The sequence below is a fragment of the Anaerolineales bacterium genome, from assembly GCA_030583885.1.
Classification (GTDB): domain Bacteria; phylum Chloroflexota; class Anaerolineae; order Anaerolineales; family Villigracilaceae; genus Villigracilis.
The window spans coordinates 809,741-829,917 of record CP129480.1 but is presented as its reverse complement, the minus strand read 5'-3'; the positions used below and the strand labels follow the sequence as shown (position 1 = coordinate 829,917).

General features: G+C 54.3%; 20 protein-coding genes. 3 read left to right on the top strand and 17 right to left on the bottom strand.

Annotated elements, in window-relative coordinates:
• Window positions 1-54 precede the first annotated feature (54 nt).
• From QY332_04255 to QY332_04215, 9 genes are all read right to left on the bottom strand, one after another.
• Window positions 55-2,529, bottom strand: coding sequence for an AAA family ATPase (locus tag QY332_04255; GenBank protein ID WKZ37137.1), 2,475 nt, complete (start codon window positions 2,527-2,529; stop codon window positions 55-57).
• A gap of 130 nt (window positions 2,530-2,659) precedes the next feature.
• Complete coding sequence (locus QY332_04250) at window positions 2,660-2,959, bottom strand: hypothetical protein (GenBank protein ID WKZ37136.1); 300 nt, start codon at window positions 2,957-2,959, stop codon at window positions 2,660-2,662.
• Between the two features lie 2 nt (window positions 2,960-2,961).
• Window positions 2,962-3,330, bottom strand: a complete 369-nt coding sequence (locus tag QY332_04245; GenBank protein ID WKZ37135.1) for a nuclear transport factor 2 family protein — start codon at window positions 3,328-3,330, stop codon at window positions 2,962-2,964.
• A 12-nt stretch (window positions 3,331-3,342) separates the two neighbouring features.
• Window positions 3,343-3,999 (bottom strand): class I SAM-dependent methyltransferase, encoded by a 657-nt coding sequence (locus QY332_04240; protein WKZ37134.1) that lies wholly within the window; start codon window positions 3,997-3,999, stop codon window positions 3,343-3,345.
• Window positions 3,996-5,096 carry a hypothetical protein gene (locus QY332_04235; GenBank protein ID WKZ37133.1) on the bottom strand — a complete coding sequence of 367 codons (1,101 nt, stop codon included), beginning with the start codon at window positions 5,094-5,096 and terminating at the stop codon, window positions 3,996-3,998. The genes QY332_04240 and QY332_04235 overlap by 4 nt, the downstream gene beginning before the upstream one ends.
• A 40-nt stretch (window positions 5,097-5,136) precedes the next feature.
• Entirely contained in the window at window positions 5,137-5,562 is a 426-nt protein-coding gene (locus QY332_04230; GenBank protein ID WKZ37132.1) for a hypothetical protein, read from the bottom strand.
• A 268-nt stretch (window positions 5,563-5,830) separates the two neighbouring features.
• Window positions 5,831-6,508: a peroxiredoxin-like family protein gene (locus QY332_04225; GenBank protein ID WKZ37131.1), complete on the bottom strand. Its 678-nt coding sequence runs from the start codon at window positions 6,506-6,508 to the stop codon at window positions 5,831-5,833.
• Window positions 6,509-6,517: 9 nt separating this feature from the next.
• Complete coding sequence (locus QY332_04220; GenBank protein WKZ37130.1) at window positions 6,518-6,880, bottom strand: DsrE family protein; 363 nt, start codon at window positions 6,878-6,880, stop codon at window positions 6,518-6,520.
• 162 nt (window positions 6,881-7,042) lie between these two features.
• On the bottom strand, window positions 7,043-7,618 hold the full coding sequence (locus QY332_04215) for a hypothetical protein (GenBank protein ID WKZ37129.1): 576 nt from the start codon (window positions 7,616-7,618) through the stop codon (window positions 7,043-7,045).
• A 179-nt stretch (window positions 7,619-7,797) separates the two neighbouring features.
• Between QY332_04215 and QY332_04210 the strand changes: the two genes are divergently transcribed.
• Complete coding sequence (locus QY332_04210; GenBank protein WKZ37128.1) at window positions 7,798-8,781, top strand: GNAT family N-acetyltransferase; 984 nt, start codon at window positions 7,798-7,800, stop codon at window positions 8,779-8,781.
• A gap of 107 nt (window positions 8,782-8,888) precedes the next feature.
• Complete coding sequence (locus tag QY332_04205) at window positions 8,889-9,263, top strand: phage holin family protein (GenBank protein WKZ37127.1); 375 nt, start codon at window positions 8,889-8,891, stop codon at window positions 9,261-9,263.
• Between the two features lie 52 nt (window positions 9,264-9,315).
• Here QY332_04205 and QY332_04200 read toward each other — a convergent pair whose 3' ends face one another.
• Window positions 9,316-10,962 carry a hypothetical protein gene (locus QY332_04200; protein ID WKZ37126.1) on the bottom strand — a complete coding sequence of 549 codons (1,647 nt, stop codon included), beginning with the start codon at window positions 10,960-10,962 and terminating at the stop codon, window positions 9,316-9,318.
• Window positions 10,963-11,006: 44 nt separating this feature from the next.
• Between QY332_04200 and QY332_04195 the strand changes: the two genes are divergently transcribed.
• Window positions 11,007-12,578, top strand: a complete 1,572-nt coding sequence (locus tag QY332_04195) for a phospholipid carrier-dependent glycosyltransferase (protein WKZ37125.1) — start codon at window positions 11,007-11,009, stop codon at window positions 12,576-12,578.
• Window positions 12,579-12,583: 5 nt separating this feature from the next.
• Here the strand turns inward: QY332_04195 and QY332_04190 are convergent, their stop codons facing one another.
• From QY332_04190 to QY332_04160, 7 genes are all read right to left on the bottom strand, one after another.
• Entirely contained in the window at window positions 12,584-14,617 is a 2,034-nt protein-coding gene (locus QY332_04190) for a hypothetical protein (GenBank protein ID WKZ37124.1), read from the bottom strand.
• Window positions 14,618-14,724: 107 nt separating this feature from the next.
• Window positions 14,725-14,904, bottom strand: coding sequence for a hypothetical protein (locus tag QY332_04185; GenBank protein WKZ37123.1), 180 nt, complete (start codon window positions 14,902-14,904; stop codon window positions 14,725-14,727).
• 49 nt (window positions 14,905-14,953) lie between these two features.
• Window positions 14,954-16,168 carry an AI-2E family transporter gene (locus QY332_04180; protein WKZ37122.1) on the bottom strand — a complete coding sequence of 405 codons (1,215 nt, stop codon included), beginning with the start codon at window positions 16,166-16,168 and terminating at the stop codon, window positions 14,954-14,956.
• Between the two features lie 127 nt (window positions 16,169-16,295).
• Window positions 16,296-16,853 (bottom strand): FHA domain-containing protein, encoded by a 558-nt coding sequence (locus tag QY332_04175; GenBank protein ID WKZ37121.1) that lies wholly within the window; start codon window positions 16,851-16,853, stop codon window positions 16,296-16,298.
• A gap of 67 nt (window positions 16,854-16,920) precedes the next feature.
• Window positions 16,921-18,168 carry an ATP-binding protein gene (locus QY332_04170; protein WKZ37120.1) on the bottom strand — a complete coding sequence of 416 codons (1,248 nt, stop codon included), beginning with the start codon at window positions 18,166-18,168 and terminating at the stop codon, window positions 16,921-16,923.
• Complete coding sequence (locus QY332_04165; protein WKZ37119.1) at window positions 18,161-18,937, bottom strand: NAD-dependent deacylase; 777 nt, start codon at window positions 18,935-18,937, stop codon at window positions 18,161-18,163. Before QY332_04165 ends, QY332_04170 begins: the two co-directional genes overlap by 8 nt.
• Window positions 18,934-20,097, bottom strand: a complete 1,164-nt coding sequence (locus tag QY332_04160) for a response regulator (GenBank protein WKZ37118.1) — start codon at window positions 20,095-20,097, stop codon at window positions 18,934-18,936. Before QY332_04160 ends, QY332_04165 begins: the two co-directional genes overlap by 4 nt.
• Window positions 20,098-20,177 lie beyond the last annotated feature (80 nt).

The window sequence follows — 20,177 nt, the reverse complement described above, 5'->3', positions numbered from 1 at the left end:
GAAATTCAGACGATAAAAGCGGCGCGGAACTTGAAAGTTCCGCGCCGCTTTGGGTTACGCATCCACTTTTTGTCTGGTCTTCCTTGCGGAAGTCGTGGCTGTCTGGAAGACGATCTTGTTTTCCTTTTCATCCACATCCACGACCACGGTTACGCCGTCTTTGTACTTGCCGCTGAGCAATTCCACCGAAAGCGGACTTTCGACGTACTTCTGAATGGCTCTGCGCAATGGGCGCGCGCCGAAGGCCGGGTCGTAGCCTTCCTTGGCAAGCCAGGCACGGGCGGCATCGGTCAGTTGCACGCTGATGTCATGCTCGTTCAAGCGGTCCTGTACTTCCTTCATTTGAAGCACCACGATCTCCTCCATCTGTGCGATGGAGAGCGGCGAGAACATGATGATCTCGTCAATGCGGTTGATGAACTCGGGACGAAATGCATCCTTGAGCGCCTTCTCGATCTTGCTGTGCGCCTCGCGATCCTCATCCCCTGATTTGTGCGGCAGGAAGCCCAACGTGCCGCCCTTCTTCACGTATTCAGTCCCCAGGTTCGAGGTCATGATCAGAACCGTGTTGCGGAAGTCCACCACGTTGCCCTGACCATCTGTCATGCGCCCGTCATCCAGAATTTGCAGCAGTGCATTCCAGACCTCGGGATGGGCTTTCTCGATCTCGTCAAATAACAGCACGCGATAGGGACGCCTGCGTACAGCCTCGGTAAGTTGGCCGCCTTCCTCATAACCGACATATCCCGGAGGCGCGCCGAAGAGACGCGAGACCGTGTGCTGTTCGCGATACTCGGACATGTCGATGCGTACAAGCGCATCTTCATCATCGAACATGAACCAGGCCAGCGCTTTGGCAAGTTCGGTCTTTCCGACGCCGGACGGTCCGATGAAGATGAATGAACCGATCGGGCGGCCCGGGTCTTTGAGACCGGAACGCGCGCGGCGGATGGCATCCGAGATGGCATGGATGGCTTCTTCCTGCCCGATGATGCGCTCGTGCAGGCGAGCCTCCATGTGCAGCAGTTTTTCCGATTCGGTCTCCATCATCTGCGTCAGGGGGATGCCCGTCCACTGATGGACGACGGATGCGATGTCATCCACATCCACCACTTCATCAAGCTGATGCTCCGCCTCCCAGATATCACGTTTGGCAGTGTATTCCTGTTCGAGACGCAGGCGTTCGGCCTTCTTCTGGGCGGCGCGTTCGTAATCGCGTTCCAAACCGGCCTGTTCCTCCTCCGCGTGCATCTTGTCAATATCCGTTTTCATCGCCTTGAGGTCCGGCGGCATGGAGTAGAGCGCCACGCGCAATTTCGCAGCGGCTTCATCCATCAGGTCAATGGCTTTATCCGGCAGGTGACGGTCGGTCACGTAGCGGTCTGCAAGACGGGCGGCGGCAACAAGCGCCTCATCCGAAAAATGGACCTTGTGGTGTGCTTCGTAACGATCACGCAAGCCCTGCAGCATTTTGATGGTATCGTCCACGCTCGGCTCGTCCACAAAGATGGGGGCGAAGCGGCGCTCAAGCGCGGCATCTTTTTCGATGTGTTTGTGGAACTCGTCCAGCGTGGTCGCGCCGATGCATTGCAGTTCGCCGCGCGCCAGCGCAGGCTTGAGCATGTTGCTCGCATCCATCGCGCCCTGGGCTGCTCCTGCTCCGACAACCGTGTGCAACTCATCGATCATCAGAATGACATCGCCTTTCGCGCGCTGGACTTCGTCCATGACCGCTTTGAGGCGTTCTTCAAACTCGCCGCGGAAACGGGAGCCTGCGATCATCGCCCCCAGGTCCAACGCAACCACGCGCTTGCCTGAAAGGATCTCGGGAATATCGTTGGTGGCGATCTTCTGCGCGAGACCTTCAGCAATGGCGGTCTTGCCCACACCGGCCTCGCCGATCAAGACCGGGTTGTTCTTCGTGCGGCGGGAAAGGATTTGAATGAGACGCAGAATCTCCTTGTCCCGTCCGATGACAGGGTCCAGTTTGCCTTCGCGCGCAAGCTGGGTGAGGTCACGCGAGTATTTTTCGAGGGTGCGGTATTTCGTCTCGGCCTGCGGGTCGGTTACACGCTGCCCGCCGCGCAGGTCTTGAATGGCGTCGTAGACGCGGTCACGCGTCAGCCCGGCCGATTCCAAGATGCGCGCGGCGGGGGTGTTGCGTTCGGTGAGGATCGCCAGAAAAATATGTTCCGTTGAAATGTACTCATCTTTCAGGCGGTTGGCTTCCTCGTTTGCCAGATCAATGATCCGCTTGACGCGAGGCGTGATGAAGATCTGTCCCGCGCCGCCGCCGAAGATGTTGGCCTTCGGGCTGGCACGCAGAGTCGCATCGAGTCGTTCGGTCAACGCTTCGGCGCTGACGCTCAATTTCTCAAGGATCTGGGGAATCACACCGCCGGGCTGTTCGATCAGCGCCAGCAGGATGTGTTCGGTATCTATTTGATTGTGGCCGTAGCGCTGGATGATCTCCGCGGCGCGCTGGGCGGCTTCCTGGGCTCTCTCGGTAAATCTGTCAAATCGCATCATGGGATGGTTCCTCCGCTGGCGGACGACGGACGGAGGACCATTGTCTACGGTCCACGATCTACGGTCAGCCAATGGGAACATTATAACAAAAGCCGCATCGGCGGATTGTCAACGCGGCGTAAGAGATGTGTTAGATTTGCGAGCGTTCGACCAGAAACGGGATGATCTTCTCCCGCCAAAACTTTGGAAGGAGCATGCCGCTGGACATGCCGCCTGTGTTATAGCGTTCGGTGAAAAACGGCTCCGCCTCGGAGATGGGGTGACCGGTCAGGATGCGGAATGCTGATTCTATGAGGGCAACCAACTCATCGGGTGAGGAGGGAAGCGGAACTCCATCAAAATGTTCGCGCATCTCCCGCCAAAGATGGGGATCACCGCGCAAATTCCATTGCATGGGCTGTTCATCGAACAGGGATGCGATGGTTTTCATATCTACCCTTTCACATAGGACAATTTTTCGCAGATCAAGCCGGCCTCCACCTTGAACACATCCACGCCACGGACATGTCCATCCACCCAGGTGTAGCGCCAGCGCATGATGCAGCGATTGCCAAAGCCGAAGATCTCCTCGATCTCGATCCGCGCATGAGGCGACCCGCGGAAGAAGTCCTGCCAGAACCGACCAACCGCTTCCTTCCCCGAATAGACCGTTCCATCAGGAGCGGGATCCGTATTCTCGAAGAGACAATCCCCGCTCATCAACTGCATCATCCCTGCAACATCGTGGCGGTTGAAGGCCTCGTTGAACTCAAGGACGGTGCGGATCGCCGATTCCATCTTTGACATGCGGGCTGGACTCATGTGAACGGCTCCTCATTCATCTGGATTATCTGCAATATGGCTGCGCTGAAAGATCACCACGCGGCTGCCGTCCTGCCACAGGACCGTCAAGCCGAAACGGCGGCACAGGAAGTCGAACGTGTTGGCATGATAAAACGATACATGCGTCGGGTCTTGTGTGTAATACCAGTCTGCAAATGATTCGAGAGTCGCCCAGCGCTCGGTCATGATTCCCAATAACCCGACGGGCTTCAACAAGTCGCAGACACGTTGGATCTCCGCCTGCGGATTCTTGAAGTGTTCGAAGCACTCGGTCGAAAACACGAAATCATAGGGCGGGTGGAGCGGATGGTCGCCGAAAAAGGGATCGTAATCCTCGCAGTCGATGCCCTGCCGCCTGACAAGCCGGGACAAGGCCGGGCCAGGTCCACTTCCATAGTCCAGTCCACGCATGTCCTTGTGCAAATAGGGAAGCATCGGCTGGATGACACGGTTCAAGAACTGGACGTAGCCTCCATCTTCGATGCTGTTATTGTGGGTTTCGTAACGTGCCTTCTCCTCCGCCGGGGACAGGTGATGAGACGGGTCCGCAAAGATCAGCAGGCAGTTACCGCACAGATGATAACGGCGCGCATCCATGCCGCGCACGTCCGTTATCGAAGCGGACGCCAGGCACAAGGGACAATTCATGAGGATGATCTTCGCCAGATTGAAGCGCAATCCAGATCGTCGCAGGCGGTCAGCGCTCTTTGCATCATCGGCAGCCAGATCGAAACCCAGCGCTCGCTTGTTCCGCATCCGCCGCAACAATATTCGGTGGCAATATAAATGCACATCCCCACACATAGCTTGTAATCATCGTACAATTGCTCCCATGAGTAGTCGGGCACGCCGTTTTTGACGAGAGTTTCGTGATACCGTTTCAGCATGGGGATTTCGCACTGCCTGCGCATGTCAATATCCCAATCCAAAACGATGGCGTACGCCAGGTCATAGACTCCCAGCCAGGTGGTCAGACCCCAGTCAAAAGGCTGGCGGTCAATGATATAGATGGGACCATCCCCCTCACGCGGGACGAGAATATTGCCGTCACCGACATCCCCGTGGAAGATGGTAAAGCCGTTCAGATCTTGCGCGCGTCGAATCATGGCTTGCGGATGTTTGGCGAAAAGTTCGCGCATCAAATCATGCCAATGCGGATTCAACTCATCGGAGAATCGATTCCAGATATGCTCGACCCCCGGCTCAGCAATGTCCACAAAATTCTGAATATGCGCCGCATCATGGACAGGCGCGCCCGCTTCCGCCAGCCGCTGTGCGCCCCACCAGCGGGCATGCAGGATCGCCAGTCCTTCTGCGAGAGCCAGCCCATATTCAAGCGTCGGCTCTTTATCCCCCGCCTTGATGTGGGTGTCTGAAACATCCTCCAAAAGGATGTGATACCGATTGAGTTCCGCTGAATATTCCGCATCGTACCATCGCAAAAGCGGAGCGTTCTCCACATCCACGTAATCACGGGTGTAAAAGTTAACTTCCGAATCGGTAAAAAATTCGCCGTCGCCCGTGTCGGTATCGACCATTTTCAGGAACAACCGCTCGGGAAGTTGTCCCTTCGCATCAACGGAATATTTCACAAGCAGATTGGCGCTCGTGGACCAATTCCCCTGCCCCGTGCCCAACTCGAACGACTCCACCACGCCATCTGTCAGTGCGCCTCTTTTGGTCAACACCGACGTCAGCCACTGCACGGAGATTTGGTCGATACTGGTGATCACGTTGTTTGTCATCGGCTGCTCAATAAATGGATTGACCTGCAATTTTCATCATCTACACTGTATATCGCTTATTCCAACTATCCGGGAAAGTAAGCCCGTTTCCATAGACAAAGCGGATGAGCTGCCCGTGGTGCTGGACTTCATGTTCAAGCAGGTCGAATGCAAGTCCGATCTGCGGGTCGCTCAACTCCATGAAGTCGATTTCGTTCATTTGTTTATGCGACTCTTCCAGAGCGGCAAGCACAGACTGCTTCACGCGCGGCGTTGTGAGACTGCACGAGAATCCCTGCCAGCCACCCGCCTTGATCGCCTTGGTATAACTTTCACGAGCGCCGACGATGCACCACAATTGACCCGCAATACGATTGGACGGCAGGTTTGGCAAATCCAGGTTCAGGGATGTCTCATCCAGATGGATGACAAGATCGCGGGTCAGTTTGAATGACCGATCCAGTTTTGCCCTCAGTTGTTGGTTCATGTTTATCTCCTCAACCTTGCCGTTATACCCAGTGCGGTCACAAATTGCAGCGTTTTACAAGCGGGAAAGCGCAATTTGTGACCGTGGGCATTATATATGCGGGGATCCCATGGGAGGTACCGCCCAACGGTGCGCAATATCATCCCCACAGGGGATTGCGAAGCCACCCAGCCATGCGCTCTGTAAGCAAAGCGAGACGGAGTACATTATCCTGCCGTCTCGCACCGTGGTGCTCGTCCGGGACGCTTTGGTAGCCCGCTCCTTGTCTTTAGGCTTTCCCGTTTTTCGCAATGGCCTCTTTGATGGCGGCGATATGCACCAAAGGATTGGGAAAGTCTTCGCAATATTGCCAACGATAGATAAGACGAATAATCCCGCTACGATCTACAACAAACTCACTTGGCATTAACCAAGGATTGTCCACGATTGGACGACCTGCCTCCCTGCGCGTTTGCGCCAACTTAACGCCTGCCTCATAATCGCAAAGCAGGAATTCTTCCGGCGCGTCAAAAAATATCTGGGATGGCTTGCCTTCCAAACACCCATATTTTCGATAGGCACGTTCTTCGGGGTCACACAAAACAGGACAAGGCACGCCGTACTTTTGGGCGTATAAGGCGGCGCGTTCCGGCTCGCCTTGGCCAATAACAACTATTTTTGCGCCTGCTGAAACATAATCGGTATACTCATTCTGCAGGCGTTGAGCGCGATCCATGCCACAGCCGCAACCAAATTGACGCCAGAATAATATCAGCGCAGGTTGTTCACGCCAGAAATCACTTAAACGAACGGACGCGCCTGACGAGTCGAGCATTTCAAAATCGGGGGCGGTATCGCCAACTTGAGGTGGCATCTCTGTCCAACGTAAACGAGTTGGTCCTTTTTTATAATGCCCCATCCATTCCTGTTCGGCGGACTTAATTTGCGACTCTAAATTTGATGACATGATTTCCTCCTAATATGTAAACATGCGGTCATGGTCCAACGACAAGCGAATGAGAACATTCGGCATGGCAAACTCTGCGGGTTTGCCGCTCAAATCCGAATCTGTTACGCCGCGCCCTTTGCTGGACATGCCTGATATATGGAATTTCCCACCGCCTGCAACGATGGCGTCATAATGTTCGCGCAATTTGCCTGTGCCAAGTCCCGCCAGGTTATCAAGAACAGCGTCGCGGATTAATTGAACTGCGTCGCCTGCGAGAAAGAGTGAAACAGAATGTCCCTCCTCAATTGCACTTTTAGCGACCAAAAATGCTAAAGCCGCAAGAGTAGGGTTTTCGGGGCCATTTGTTACATGAACCAGTATTTTTGCCATCGTTGTCTCCTTATTAATAAGATTTGGATGATATTGTACCTGTTATGCAAGGGGCGGGGACAGCGAAGCGTGGCGCAGAATCCCACCCGTCAGGCCGTTCGCCCCGCGAAAACGGGCTACATTATCCCGACGATTTTCGGGACGCTTTGTTGGGCAGCACTCTCATGGGCTTACTCCGTTCGAATCATCATCATCAAAACGACGCTCAAATGCAAGCCGCAATTCGATATTTCTCGGATCGCGCAATTCACTTGCGTACGCATCGAATCGGATACGAACATCATTAACAAATAGATCCGGGTCAATGGCGAGCATGTTTGCGGAGGCTACGAATCCAAGAGAGCCAGGACTGCCAGAGACCAGATAGACATTGGGTCTCGTCATTCCAGCATGATAGAGCCCGCAACGTACGGATTTGTAAAAGGTATTGAGCAAAGCGACTTCAGCATCAGAAATTTCGTGAAAAGTCCAACGGAGACCTTCTTTAAAATACTTTGCGGAGCCGCCCTCCCCAACAAACCCGGCGCGATATTTCCCGATCATCTCAAAAACACTTAGCACAATAAGTAACTGGGCAAAGCCGCGATTTGGAATGTCCCGGCTTTGCATTTCGATTGCCGGCTGAATCTGAAGGCGTACTGTTCGACGAACAAAGAACTCAATCTTTTCATCCAAGCTCAGTTGGCGATCAGACCCAGTGTGCGGTGAAAAGAAAGCAGAGAAATCGCTAGTAGTCATTTCATTTAACTTGCTGCCTAACGAGCCTGCTGGCGGGCGTGGATTCTGTTTGGGAGCGAGATTGTAAAGAGTGCCGCACCTTTGACAACCGCAAATTATTGTGTGAGCACTGAAGACTATCCGCACATTATACAACCTCCCTCCCCAAAAACCGACGCAACGGGGCTATAATCCCCGTAATGGCATCCATCACCATCCCCGCGCGGGAGGACGCGCAGGCGCATCCGCACCTGCGCCCGCTCAGCATCCTCAGGGACCTGCCCGCCGTGGCAGACCTGATCGAACTGTGCTTTGCCGACAGCATGGACGGCGAAGGCCGGCGCTACGTGCAGGACATGCGCCGCGCGGGCAGCGACAACTCCTTCATCAAGTGGGCCAATCGCGCCGCCGAAACCACCTCCCTGCCGCTGACCGGCTACATCTGGGAGGAGGCAGGGCGCATCGTCGGCAATGCCAGCCTCGTCCCCTTCCGGCAGCGCGGCCAGCGGCTCTATCTGATCGCCAACGTCGCCGTCCACCCTTCACAACGCGGCAGGGGCATCGCGCGCGCGCTCACCGAACGCGCCCTGCGGCACGCCCGTGAAAAAAAGGTGGATACCATCTGGCTGCACGTCCGCGACGACAACGCCTCCGCCATTCACCTCTACAGTGAACTCGGATTCGTCGAACGCGCCCGCCGCACCACCTGGAAAGCCTCCACGGACTCCCAGGCCGAATTATTGGATACAGGCATCGCCGTCACCGGCCGGCATCCCGCCTTTTGGGAGACCCAGCGTCACTGGCTTGCGCGCCTCTACCCCGAGGCTTTGAGCTGGCACCGCAACTGGAACTTCAACTCCCTCAAGCCGGGTCTGTGGAACTGGCTCTATCTGTTCTTCGTGGATATGAACATCCGTCAATGGGCGGCGGTAAAAAAAGACCAGCCCGAAGCCACGCTTGCATGGATCCCCGACGGGCGGGGCGAAGAAGGTCTCTTTGCAGGAGCAGGCGAAGGGTCCGACCCCGAAGCGTTGACAGCGCTGCTCATCCGCGCGCGCCGCGACCTGTATCATCTCTATCCAGCCGTCTCGATGGATTTCCCCGCCGGCCTGTTCGACGGCGCCATCCAGGCCGCGGGCTTCAAACCCGCCCGCACCTTGATCTGGATGCAGGCGCCGTTATAACAAAGTGCGTCGCACCCTCTGGTGAAAGGCAACTTAATCACCCATCCTGCGTATAACCTGTATCAAAAGAAACTGCCCGCGTTCATTGCGGGCGAAAAGGAGTAACCATGACAAGATTTCTACTTCGCTGGGCGATCAATGCGGCGGGACTATATGCCGCGATCTGGATCGTGCCGGGCATCGATTACCTTGGGGAGTGGTCGGGCATCCTGTGGGTCGCGCTCATCTTCGGCCTGCTGAATGCGCTGGTGCGCCCCCTGCTCAAACTGCTCACCTGCCCGCTCATCATCCTGACGCTGGGACTGTTCAGCATCATCGTCAACACCTTCATGCTGATGCTGACCAGCGCCGTCGGCCAGTCGTTCGGCCTGGCCTTCATGGTGGACGGTTTCTGGTCTGCGCTGTTGGGCAGCCTGGTCATCAGCCTGGTCAGTGTGGTGTTGAGCCTCCTGGTCCGCGAGGAGTTGAAGGGAAAAGGCTAGGGAATTAAACAGACGTCCCGCGGGCGGTTTTTACAAGCCTGCGGGACGTCTGTTATTTAATGCGCAGGGCGGATGTGCTTAACATGGTGAATATCAACTGCGAGTTGTTCAACATCATCAACACGATAAAGACCAATAGCGCTATTTGAAACCAGCGTTTGTCGGCAAGTTCCCTCCATGCCAGTGCAAGGAAAAGCACAATGGCATAGGTCCAGTTGACGGAGTAAAGGAATACGTCCTTGCCGTAGCGCATGTGCAGGGCGAAATTGAATAACAGGATCAGGAGGAAGGTCAAAAAGAAGCGGTTATCCTGTTTGCGCAGGTTTTTCAGGAAGAGCGCGCCGCCCAGCGCCATGAACGCCAGCCACGCCATCACCAGCGTGCGGCTGAGATCGGTTTCATAGCGGCTGATGCGCATCGGGTCCTTTTTGATGGATGCCCGGAACATCCAGACCTTCAGGAAGGGGATCTCCTCCTCAAGGATGAGCGGTTCCGGTGCGACGAAACTGTGCAGGAACATCACCCGCGCCAGCAGGTTCGCCCGTTCGAGCGCCGGCGGGAATTGATTATGTCCCTCGCCTTCATAACTTTTGAGATCGAAAAAATACGGCTGGGAATCGGGGTAGATGACGTTATTCAGCAAGGTCAGCGGGACGACCAGCGCCGTGACGATCGATCCATAAATAATGATCTGCCTGAGGTTGCGTTTGATCATCAAGTGCGCGATGAACGTCTGACCGAGATTTGAAATGGTGATGCCGAACGCGACCAGGCCCGTAATCACCTGCATAGAAAGCGGCTTGTCCTTAAGCAACAGAATGAGAAAGATCAACGCGACTGCCGCCAAAAAGATATACGTCTCGATCAGGGAGCTGAATATCACTTGCGCCGTGGAAGCACCGAACAGGGCGGCCATCAGCAGGGCATATAACGAATTGCCGGTCACCTGCCTTACAAAATACCAGACAAGAAAAACACACAGCGCGCCTGTCAGAGCGACCAGTATAAATGCGGCATAAAGCGTGTTCCCCTTCAGGAAAAGCGCGATCAAACCAACCAGCGGGCGGATAATGAGCAGCACGAATGGATGCACCGAACGCCAGTAATAATCACGGGCATGGTCTGTTGCAAAACGCAAGCGCCAAAGGCGGCTGTCTGAGTCAAAGAAAATATCGTCCGAATCGAAGGCGGGCTGGTTGAAAATGGAAACAAGAAAAAAATAGACGGAAAAGAAAGCAAAAGCAAGCAACCAGCCGCCCAGGTCTCGATCTACAAACCTGCCCAATGAGAACCCCTTGAACCGTACATCCCTGAAAACCGTCACCACCCACGCGGACAAGGACAGCCCCAGCGCCGCTCCGATTCCAAAGGAATTCCACTGAGTCCCTTCAAGCTGATAAAACCGCGCATCGAACAGACTGGGGAATTGATCCGCCATCTTGAACAGAATCCACCCGAAAACGGCAATGGAGCCGAACAAGGGGATGGCGATCACCGCCTCAAAGGGTCTTGATCGGAGCCTCGTGAGCAGCATAGGCAGGGTAAAATAAAGGAACAAAACCAGGCCGGCATCGAGAAGTAATATGGATGGGATCAGTTCGTGAGGCGTGGAATGGAAATTACTTAAGAAACCCGCCCCAAAATAACAAAACGGGAGACTCACCAGCCAGGCAGGAACCAGGCGTTTAATTAGTTTCATTGGCATGGATTATAAAATATAATTCAGCCATGAAGAGTCGGCTTATGCTGAACCAATTTCTCACCAACTGGAGGACCCGCCTGCTGTTTACCGTTATCCTGGCGGTTGGGATCTTTGCCCGCCTTTGGGAGTTTTCATCCCTGCCACCGGGCTTGAACCCGGACGAAGCCTCCATTGGCGTGGAGGCATACTATCTTTACAAATTTGGCATGGATAGATACGGGCTGTCCTACCCGGTTCACCTGATCTCCTGGGGCAGCGGACAAAACGCACTCTATGCGTATATGCTGATCCCCTTTGTTGCATTAAAAGGTGTCAACGCCTTTGTCATACGCCTGCCGATGGTGCTGGCCGGCATTCTCTCCCTGCCGCTGATCTATATTGCAGGCCGACGCCTGCTCGGCGAAAAATTCGCACTGCTGGCGATGTTCTTCATGGCGATCTCCCCCTGGCATATCGTCAATTCACGCTGGGCGGTCGAGTCGAATATCATGCCGTTTTTCTTTCTGGCAGGCTTCACCGCCCTCACGCTGGCGAACACCAAAAACCGGTGGTTCCTTGTTTCCTCGATCACCTTTGCATTAAGCCTGTACGCGTATGGGACGGCCTATGTCGGCGTGCCGGTATTCATCCTGCTGACCATCCCCCTGCTTCTAAAACTCAAACGTATCGACATTAAGCAAGTTGTCATCGGGGCGATCGCCTTCGTTTTGATCGCTTTTCCCATCGGGTTGTTCCTCCTGGTCAACACGCTTCAGCTGGAGCCCCTGCAGCTGGGTGCTGTGACCATACCCCGCCTGCCTGTGGAGGCGCGTTACGAGACGATGGCAGCGGTCTTCGGCCAGAGTCCGTTTCAGGCGCTTGCAGCCAACGCCAGAATCATGTTCGACGTCCTCTGGAGGCAATCTGACGCCTATCCGTGGAACTTCGTCGAACCGTTCGGGTACTTCTACAAGATCACATTCCCGCTTGTGCTGGCAGGTTTCATCCTTACGCTGCCATTCAAGTTCGTCAAAGAAAATCGTGTAGAGCACTGGCTGATCGCGGCATGGATGATCGCGTCCATTGTCGTTGGCATCCTTCATCCCGTCAACCTGACCCGTCTCAACATCATCTTCACCCCCCTCCTGTTTAGCATCGCCGTTTTCATCCTCTGGCTCGACAGGCGCATTCCGCACATGATCCCTGTCACGGCCTCTGTTCTCATGATCGGGTTCATCTTTTTCACTCAGATGTATCACGGGGATGAATATCGAAGGCGGGCAAGCGGCATTTTCAATGAAGGCATTATTCCTGCCATTCAATATGCCATGCAAAACACCGATTCGATGATCTGCTTTACCGAGCAGCGCTATTCCATGTACATTTACGTCCTGTTGACCCAGCGCTTCCACCCATCGGAATATGCGGGGGAACTTGAATGGACAGAACCAGACGACCCCTTGGATTCGGCGCGCATCCTGCGCTCGCTAAAGCAATTCCGCTTCAAACTGGACGATTGCCTTGATTCTCCGGGTGCGGTGTACATCCTCACGCTGACGGAGGAGCCGCCCAATACAAGCATCGATTACAAGGATAAAAAATTCGAAAAATTCCGCGTTCACCTGCCAAAGTAACACCGTCAAATTTGCGACGCGAGAATTTCGAAAATTTCCCTTAATAACAATCCATTGTTGACCGCCAAAAGCGCAAGGAATACCAGCAGGACAGCGTGGAACCATGTATGCTTTGCAAATCCCTGCCAGCCCAAACCAGCCAACAGGATCAAGGCATACGTCCAATTCGGCGAATATAGAAAAAACTCCTTGCCGTAGCGGAGATGAAGTCCAACATTCATTAATATGCAAGCCAAAAGGGCAAGGGAGATGGGCTTGTATCTGTTCTTCTTGAAGTTGATAAAGTGGGTTAAACAAGCCAACGCGAGCAGTCCCAGCCAGTATCGCACAGTGACGTTTTGAAAAAATGTTTCATATCTGCTCAAACTATTGATCTCGGGCTTGAAGAAGCGGAACTGCACGAACGGAATGTCGCCAGTGTACAAAATGGGAGTCGGCGCAACCATGTTATGAAAGAAAAACGCCCGCACAAGCGCCTGAATTCTAAGCGTGTTCAAGGGGAATAGATTCTGCTGTTCCGCCTGCAAGGTGGACGGGATGAAAAAGAACGGATGCGCCTCGGGATAGAGCAGGTTGTTCAACAGGGTCAACAGCACCAAAAAGACTGCAACAGTGGCCATGAAGCGAAACGTCTGCTTGATGTTCGGCTTGACCGTAAAAAACGCAATCACGTTCTGGGCAAAATTCGAGTGAGTGATGCCAATGGTCGCCAAGCCGGCCATGACAAGCGCTGGAAAAGGACGATCCTCCGCAAGCAGCACAAAGAACAAGAGCAAACTTGCGGCTAAAAAAATGTAGCTTTCGATCAATGAACCGAAAATCAGATGGGATGCGCTCAAACCCAGCAGGGATGCGGTCAACAGGCTATAAACCGGCGCCTGCGTTACTCGCAGGATGAATTTCCAGGCAAGGAATACACAGGCTGCCCCGCCAAACGCAACGATGATGTACGCACCAAACAGTTTGTCCCCTTTCAGGAACATGGCAGCCAGCTCAATGGGCGGCTTGAGCAGGATCAACATAAAGGGGTGAACCGACCGCCAGTAGTAATCCCGCCAGTGATCCGTAGTGAAGCGGAGTCGCAAATTGAACACATCCGCGTCGAAAAAGACATCGTCCACATCGAAGCGCGGGTGGTTGAGCATGGAAGCGGTCAGCAGGTATAACGAAAAAAAGACAGAGGCAAGCAAAATCCCCGCAATGTTTTCGTTCACGAATGAATAAAAACCGGTTTCCTTCAACTTGAAAAACTGTTTCGCCCTTAGTGTGTCCAGCATCCATGCCTGCCAGGGAAGCGACAGCAGGCTCACAGCCAAAAACACGGGAAGCAATCCGCTTTTCAGTGAAAACGCGGCGGGATTGAACAGTTGTGGATAGCGGCTTCCAAAAACGAATATCGAAGCGATAAACACGAAGAGCAGCAGAAATAAGGCGGATGTAATCGCAACGTCTGGCAAGCCCGTTTTGAAAAATTGCTTCATCCGAACGGCGAGAAAATAGCCCGCCAATCCAACCGTAAATTGCAGAAAAAGCACCAGGCAGGCGAACTCAAAAAAGCCGCCGTAATAATCATCCAGAAAGCCTGCAAGGAAAAAGATGATTACATTGGACGCCAGCCATCCCCCAAAAATCCGGGGGTGGAGGTTGGCGTCAAGGACTCTTTGAACAAGGGGCGCGGAGGGGATAACCCCTGCCAGAAAGAGAATGAACAGCGATACAAATGCGCCGATGGAAAGCGCGTTCAGATTCTCGAAACTCAAAACCGCCACAGTGAGGGCGGAAAATACAGCAAGCAAAAAAAGGAATATTTTTGTAAAAACAGACGTCTGCTCGATTCGTTCTTCCAAAAATGGGATCAGATAATATATGCAAACGATCAAGGCGAAGGCGGGGACGACTACAAGGAACAGGCGGTCGATCAAGGCAAGTTCATTGAAATTAAGAAGTTGCAGAGCCAGAGTCAGTGAAATTGCCCCCCCTGCCGCCGCGCCAAAAAGAAACCGTGTTAGTTTTGTGGAAATCCGCTTATCTTGTTTCATTTCACGTCGCCAACCCCGGCAAACTGCCCGCTGAAATGGACATGCGCACGGCACAGGCTGGCTGCACAGCCAGCCCGTCAATACCTTTTTGTTTTGTGCATGACCTGCTACAATCCCTTTACCAGCTGCAGGAATTCCGTCCATTCCTCTTCGAAGAAGTGGACGGTGACATTGTTCAATTCGATATGATAGGTGGTTTCGCCGTCGGGTTCCTCGGCTTTCCAGGCGAGGAAGTTTTCGGTCTCTGCAATGGTGCCGGTGCGGGGTTCATCATTATGATTACTCATGCTATTCTCCTGTTGGATGGGTCTATTTTAAAACGCTGTTGGAGGGAGGTCATTTTCCCTTTTTGAGCCTCAGGCTGAGGCGGCGGATGAGGTTGCGGATGAAAACCATGGTGCGCGAACCGAACGGTGGAGGCGGATGATAATCCTCCTTCTCAGGCCAGGGGTCCAAGTCCAGCATCTTTCGCATCGTATATCCCCAAAAAAGTGCGGCGGTGGCAAGGATGGGGGCGGCGACGACAACGCCAAGGATGCCGAACAGGTTGGCCGCGATGATGGCGGCGACAAGCACGGCGGCAGGGTGGACTTTCAGTGCGTCGGAAAGAATGCGGGGGGAGACGAGGTTGTCGAAGATCTGGTCGATGAAAAGCGCCACGAGCAGGATCAACAGGGTGTAGTACAGGGGCGGCAGGTCGAACAGTTTGAAGGCTTGAAAATAAGCCACGATGACGAGCAATGTCCAATTGATGGCGGGTCCCACATAAGGGAGGAAGCGCGCAAACCCGGCCAGAAACGCAAGCCCGATGGCATATGTAACTCCCAGGGTGCTGAGGACAACCGAATACACACTCACTGCAAGGAGAAAGAGGATGATCTGTCCGCGCAGGAAGGCGTTCCAGATTCTGCCCAGTTCACGGCTGAGACGCGCAAAGTCCTGCGCATAGCCCGGCACATCCACCGCGATGATGCGGTTGCGCAGACCTTTGCTTTCTGAAAGCACAAAATAGGAGACGACGATGACAAATAACGTCCAGCCGAGGAAACCAGCCGCGCTGCCCGCCACCGCGCCCAGCAGTGTGCCGGTGCGGTTCAGCAGGGGCTGCACCATGCCGAGGATCTGGGCGCTGAGGTCCTGCAAATCCAGCGTGCTGAAGTCAATTTTGAGGGGACCGAATTGATACACCTGCCCCGAAATGGTTTCGATCAGCTGCGGCAGCTGGCGCAGCACATCCTGCACGATGATGACCAGGCTTTGGATCTGCTGTATCAGCCCCACCCCGCCAACGGTGAGCAAACCAAGCAAAAGCAGCAGGATAATAATGTAAATGAAGCCGACTGCAAGCCCCCAGGAAAAATGCAATTTGCGCTGGAGAAAATCCGCCACCGGGTGGAACAGGTAGGAGAGCGCCAGCGCAATCAACAGAGGCGTCAGGATGAATTGAAATTTAACCAGCAATGCGCCAACGATGACAATGATCGTGAGCGCGATGACCAGTTTTGTGTTTGTGCCCCAGGTTGGGGAGGTTGAGGGTTGCGGATGATCCATGAACGTCATTCCATTTCAGCTTTCGTCATTCGATTGTATCAAAGATGGAAAATTTTACAACAAAAACATCCAATCCAAAAGAAAACGCCCCGCGAGAGATAACTCACGGGGCGTGATTGGATGTTGATCAACAGCCAGCGATAAAGGGGAAGAAGACACACCAGCGGAAGGTCGCATCCACCCACCAGAAGAAACCGGCGCAAAGGCAGATGAAGAGGAAAACACCGCCGCCGATGAAAATCGGGGTCATGTTCGTTTTCTTGCTGTTCATGGGGGCGGATGGAGGCGGAACGTACGCAGGCGCTGGTGCAGCCGCATAGGCCGGCTGGGCGGGCGGCGCCTGCACCGCCTTGCGGGAGACCGCAACAGTCGCGCCGGGGTCCATATTGATCGCGTCATACATCAGGACGATTTGTTCACCAAGTGAGACCACATCCCCGGCTTTCAGTACCACAGGGCCCGCAAGACGCTGTCCATTCACAAACGTGCCGTTGGTGGAGCCAAGGTCCTCAATAACGTACTTGCCGCCTTGAAAGGAAAGACGGGAATGCTTGCGTGAAACTTCGGCGTCGTTAATCGCAACCCCGTTGGACGAATCACGCCCAATGGTGAGCTGGTCCCCATCAAGCGGGAAGGTCACGCCTGGGGTGGGGCCCGACCTCATAACAAACTGGAACTGTGCCATCTTCTTCCTCCGGGATAACGTAAAAATGATTTTACCTAGTGTACAATCTTCGCGCTAAAAAGTCAAATCACCCTTTCTTACTACTCTTTTTGGGCGCATCTTTTGCATCGCCCACACGAGGCTGAGTCCTGGTTGATCTGGGCAAAAAGATCGTGAACACCGTCCCCACCCCGATCTTGCTCTTCACTTCCATGCGTCCGCCGTGCCCATGGATAATCTGCTTGCAGATGGACAGTCCAAGCCCTGTGCCGGATGCCCGTGATTCGTGCTCCCGCACGCGGTAGAACTTCTCAAACAAATGCGGCACCGCTTCATCGGGGATGCCCACACCTGTATCTTGAATATAGAGCGCCAGTTCGTTCTCTTTTGCCTCCGCGCGCAGCATGACCGTGCCGTTGGGGCGGTTGTATTTTATGGCATTGCTCAATAAATTCAAAAACACCTGTTTGATCTTGTCCCTGTCCGCTTCGAGCAGGGGAAGCCCATCCGGCGATTCCACGCGGAGCTGAATATTCTCATCCTGCGCCTTGGTTGCCATCACATCCCTGCATTCATACATCAAATCCGCAACGCTAAAGAGCGTGTTGCGGAATTGCACCCGGCCTGATTCGAGTCTCGCCAGGTCCAGGAACGAGGATGCCAGCGCATTCAGACGCATGGTCTCGTTATGAATGCTGTTGATGATCTGATCGCGCTGTTCCTGTGACATCTCAGGGCGCAAAAGCAGATACGTGGCAGTACTGAGGGAAGAAAGCGGCGTGCGCAATTCGTGGACAAATTCGGAAATCAGGTCAGACTGCTGGAACAAACGTGCATTCTCAATCGCAACCGCTGCCTGCGCCCCCAATACCAGGAGCATGGATTCGTCCGTATCGGTGAACTTTCCGCCGTGTTTATTCAACGCCTCCAGGACCCCGACAATTTTATTTTTGGTAACCAGCGGGATTCCGAGCAGCGATTGGGTTGGAAATCCCGTGGTCGTCTCCACATTGGAGAAGAAACGGGGATCATCATGTGCGTTTGCAATGCGGACCGGCTTGCGGTTGTTCACGATCCAGCCTGCAATGCTTCCCTCGAGCGGGACCACCAAACCTCGCCGGGTGGATTCATCCAGATTTGTGGAGACCTGAAAATACAACTGACGCGAGGTGTCATCATACAACAAAATGGAGGCGGCTTCGGCGCCGCTGATCTCAGCCGCTGCATGGACAATTCGCGAGAGCAAAATGTCCAGGTCCAGTGTGGAGGCGAGGTCTCGCGCAATGTCGATCAGACGGCGGTAGCCGTCCAGCCGCTCGGTTTTTATCTCAGCCACGCAGCACTCTCTCCGTAATCGCAGGGATGATCTCTGCCACATCATCAAGGATGGCCACATCCGCACGGACATTCAAATACGTCGGCGTATTGTTAATAATGATCAGGTGGGCGCCTCGATCCAGCGCTTGCATGGGCAGCCCTGCCACAGGCAGGACCTCCAAAGAGGAACCGGCAACCAGAATCAGGTCGCAATGACGCGCTCCCTTTTGTGCCTGGAACCAGGCTGCCTGCGGCAATTGTTCGCCAAACAGGATCACATCCGGCTTGAGAATTTGTCCACACCGTGGGCAGTGTGGGATCTCGCCCGTCTCCACAAAAGGACCAAGGTAAGGCTCTGCCTGTACCTGATGATAACACTGCGAACAGGTTAACGTTTGCAGTGTGCCGTGCATCTCAATTACCGTTTTTGAGCCGGCCTTTTGGTGCAGCATGTCAATATTCTGGGTGATGAGGGATTGTACATGACCCGCTTTTTCCAGTTCGGCCAGTGCGAAATGTGCTGGATTCGGCTCGGCATGGAAAATCTGACCCGCCAGCGGGCGGAACCACTCAAAAAAACGCTCGGGCCGGGTGCGAAAGGTGTTCAGGGAAGCCGCATCCAGCGGTTCATCCTTGGACCATAAGCCTGTTCCCGTGGAGCGAAAATCCGGAATCCCTGACGGAGTGGAAAGCCCGGCACCTGTCAGCGCAACGGCATGTTTGGACTGGCGGAACAAGTCCGCGGCAAATTCGATGTTGGTCTGCGTCTGTGAAGAAAAGGTGATCATCGCGCCTTTTCGCGCTCAATGACCACATCTGCAAGTTTCATGAACTGCTGGGAGGTCATGTTCGTCGGTTGAGCCATCACAGCGGTTGTCTGTAAACGCACGGCTTGCAGGAATAGTTCCGGGGCGGGGGTCAATGTGGCAGCAATCGAATGACCCAGTTTTTCCTGGACCTGTGTCCACGGCATCTGCGCCTCGGTACGCTGACGGTTGTTCAAGACAACACTGACGGTCTTGCGGTCGATGTTCAACCCCGCGATCTCATCAATTAACAGTTTGGTGTGTTGAATGGTGCCCGGCGTACCCTCCACCACAACCAGGCGCTCGTGGCAGAGTGGAAGGAGTTTCTGCACAAAATTTGGCAGACCAATTCCAAGGTCCAGGACAACGAAGCGGGCAAGCGAACCCAGGCGGGCGGTCAGTGCTTCGTAGTTATGTACCTGCGAGATCAAGGTCACATCGCTTGGTTTCTCAGAAGCCGGAAGAAACTTTATACCGGAAGCATGCTGTACGAGGGAGGATTGCACTTTCTCGCGCGTCACTTCAACCGGCGTGCCTTGCAGCATCTCGGTAAGGTCTTTCTGGTTCGGGATACCCAAATCCGTGGCGAGTGTCCCCTGTCCCGGCGTGAGTTCAGCCAGAATCACATCCGCTTGGACGCGGGTAAACAACGCCGCCGCCAGATTGGAAGCCAGCGAAGAGACGCCCAGTCCGCCGCGCGCGGAAAGCACGCCGATGATGTAGCCGCGATGCTCGAGTATGGCAGTGGCAAGCCCGCCCGGATCCCTTGGAGCCGCGCGCGCCAGCAGCGCCTTGACGTGCGATTGCAATTCAGTGGGATGCGTGGGCTTGGTCAGGTAATCATCCGCCCCGACCTCAAACCCGGACACCTTGTCGTCCAGCTGCGATTTGGCAGTGAACATTAAAATGGGAATGGCCACGGTTGCAGGATTCTTGCGCAGACGACGCGTGACCTCATACCCATCCATGTCCGGCATCATGACATCCAGCAGGATGAGATTCGGGCGCTCCTCCAATGCCTTCGCCAGCCCCTGCGAACCGTTGGAAGCCGCAATGATCTGATAGCCCTGCCTCTGCAGCATCAACCCGACAAGTCTTAAAGTATCCACATCATCATCAATAATCAGGATTTTTTCAGCCATGTTTCCTCTGCTTCCAAGCAAGTCTAGCACAAACAGGTATAACGGACAAGTTCTAACGCTTCATTAATGGCGTTATGCTA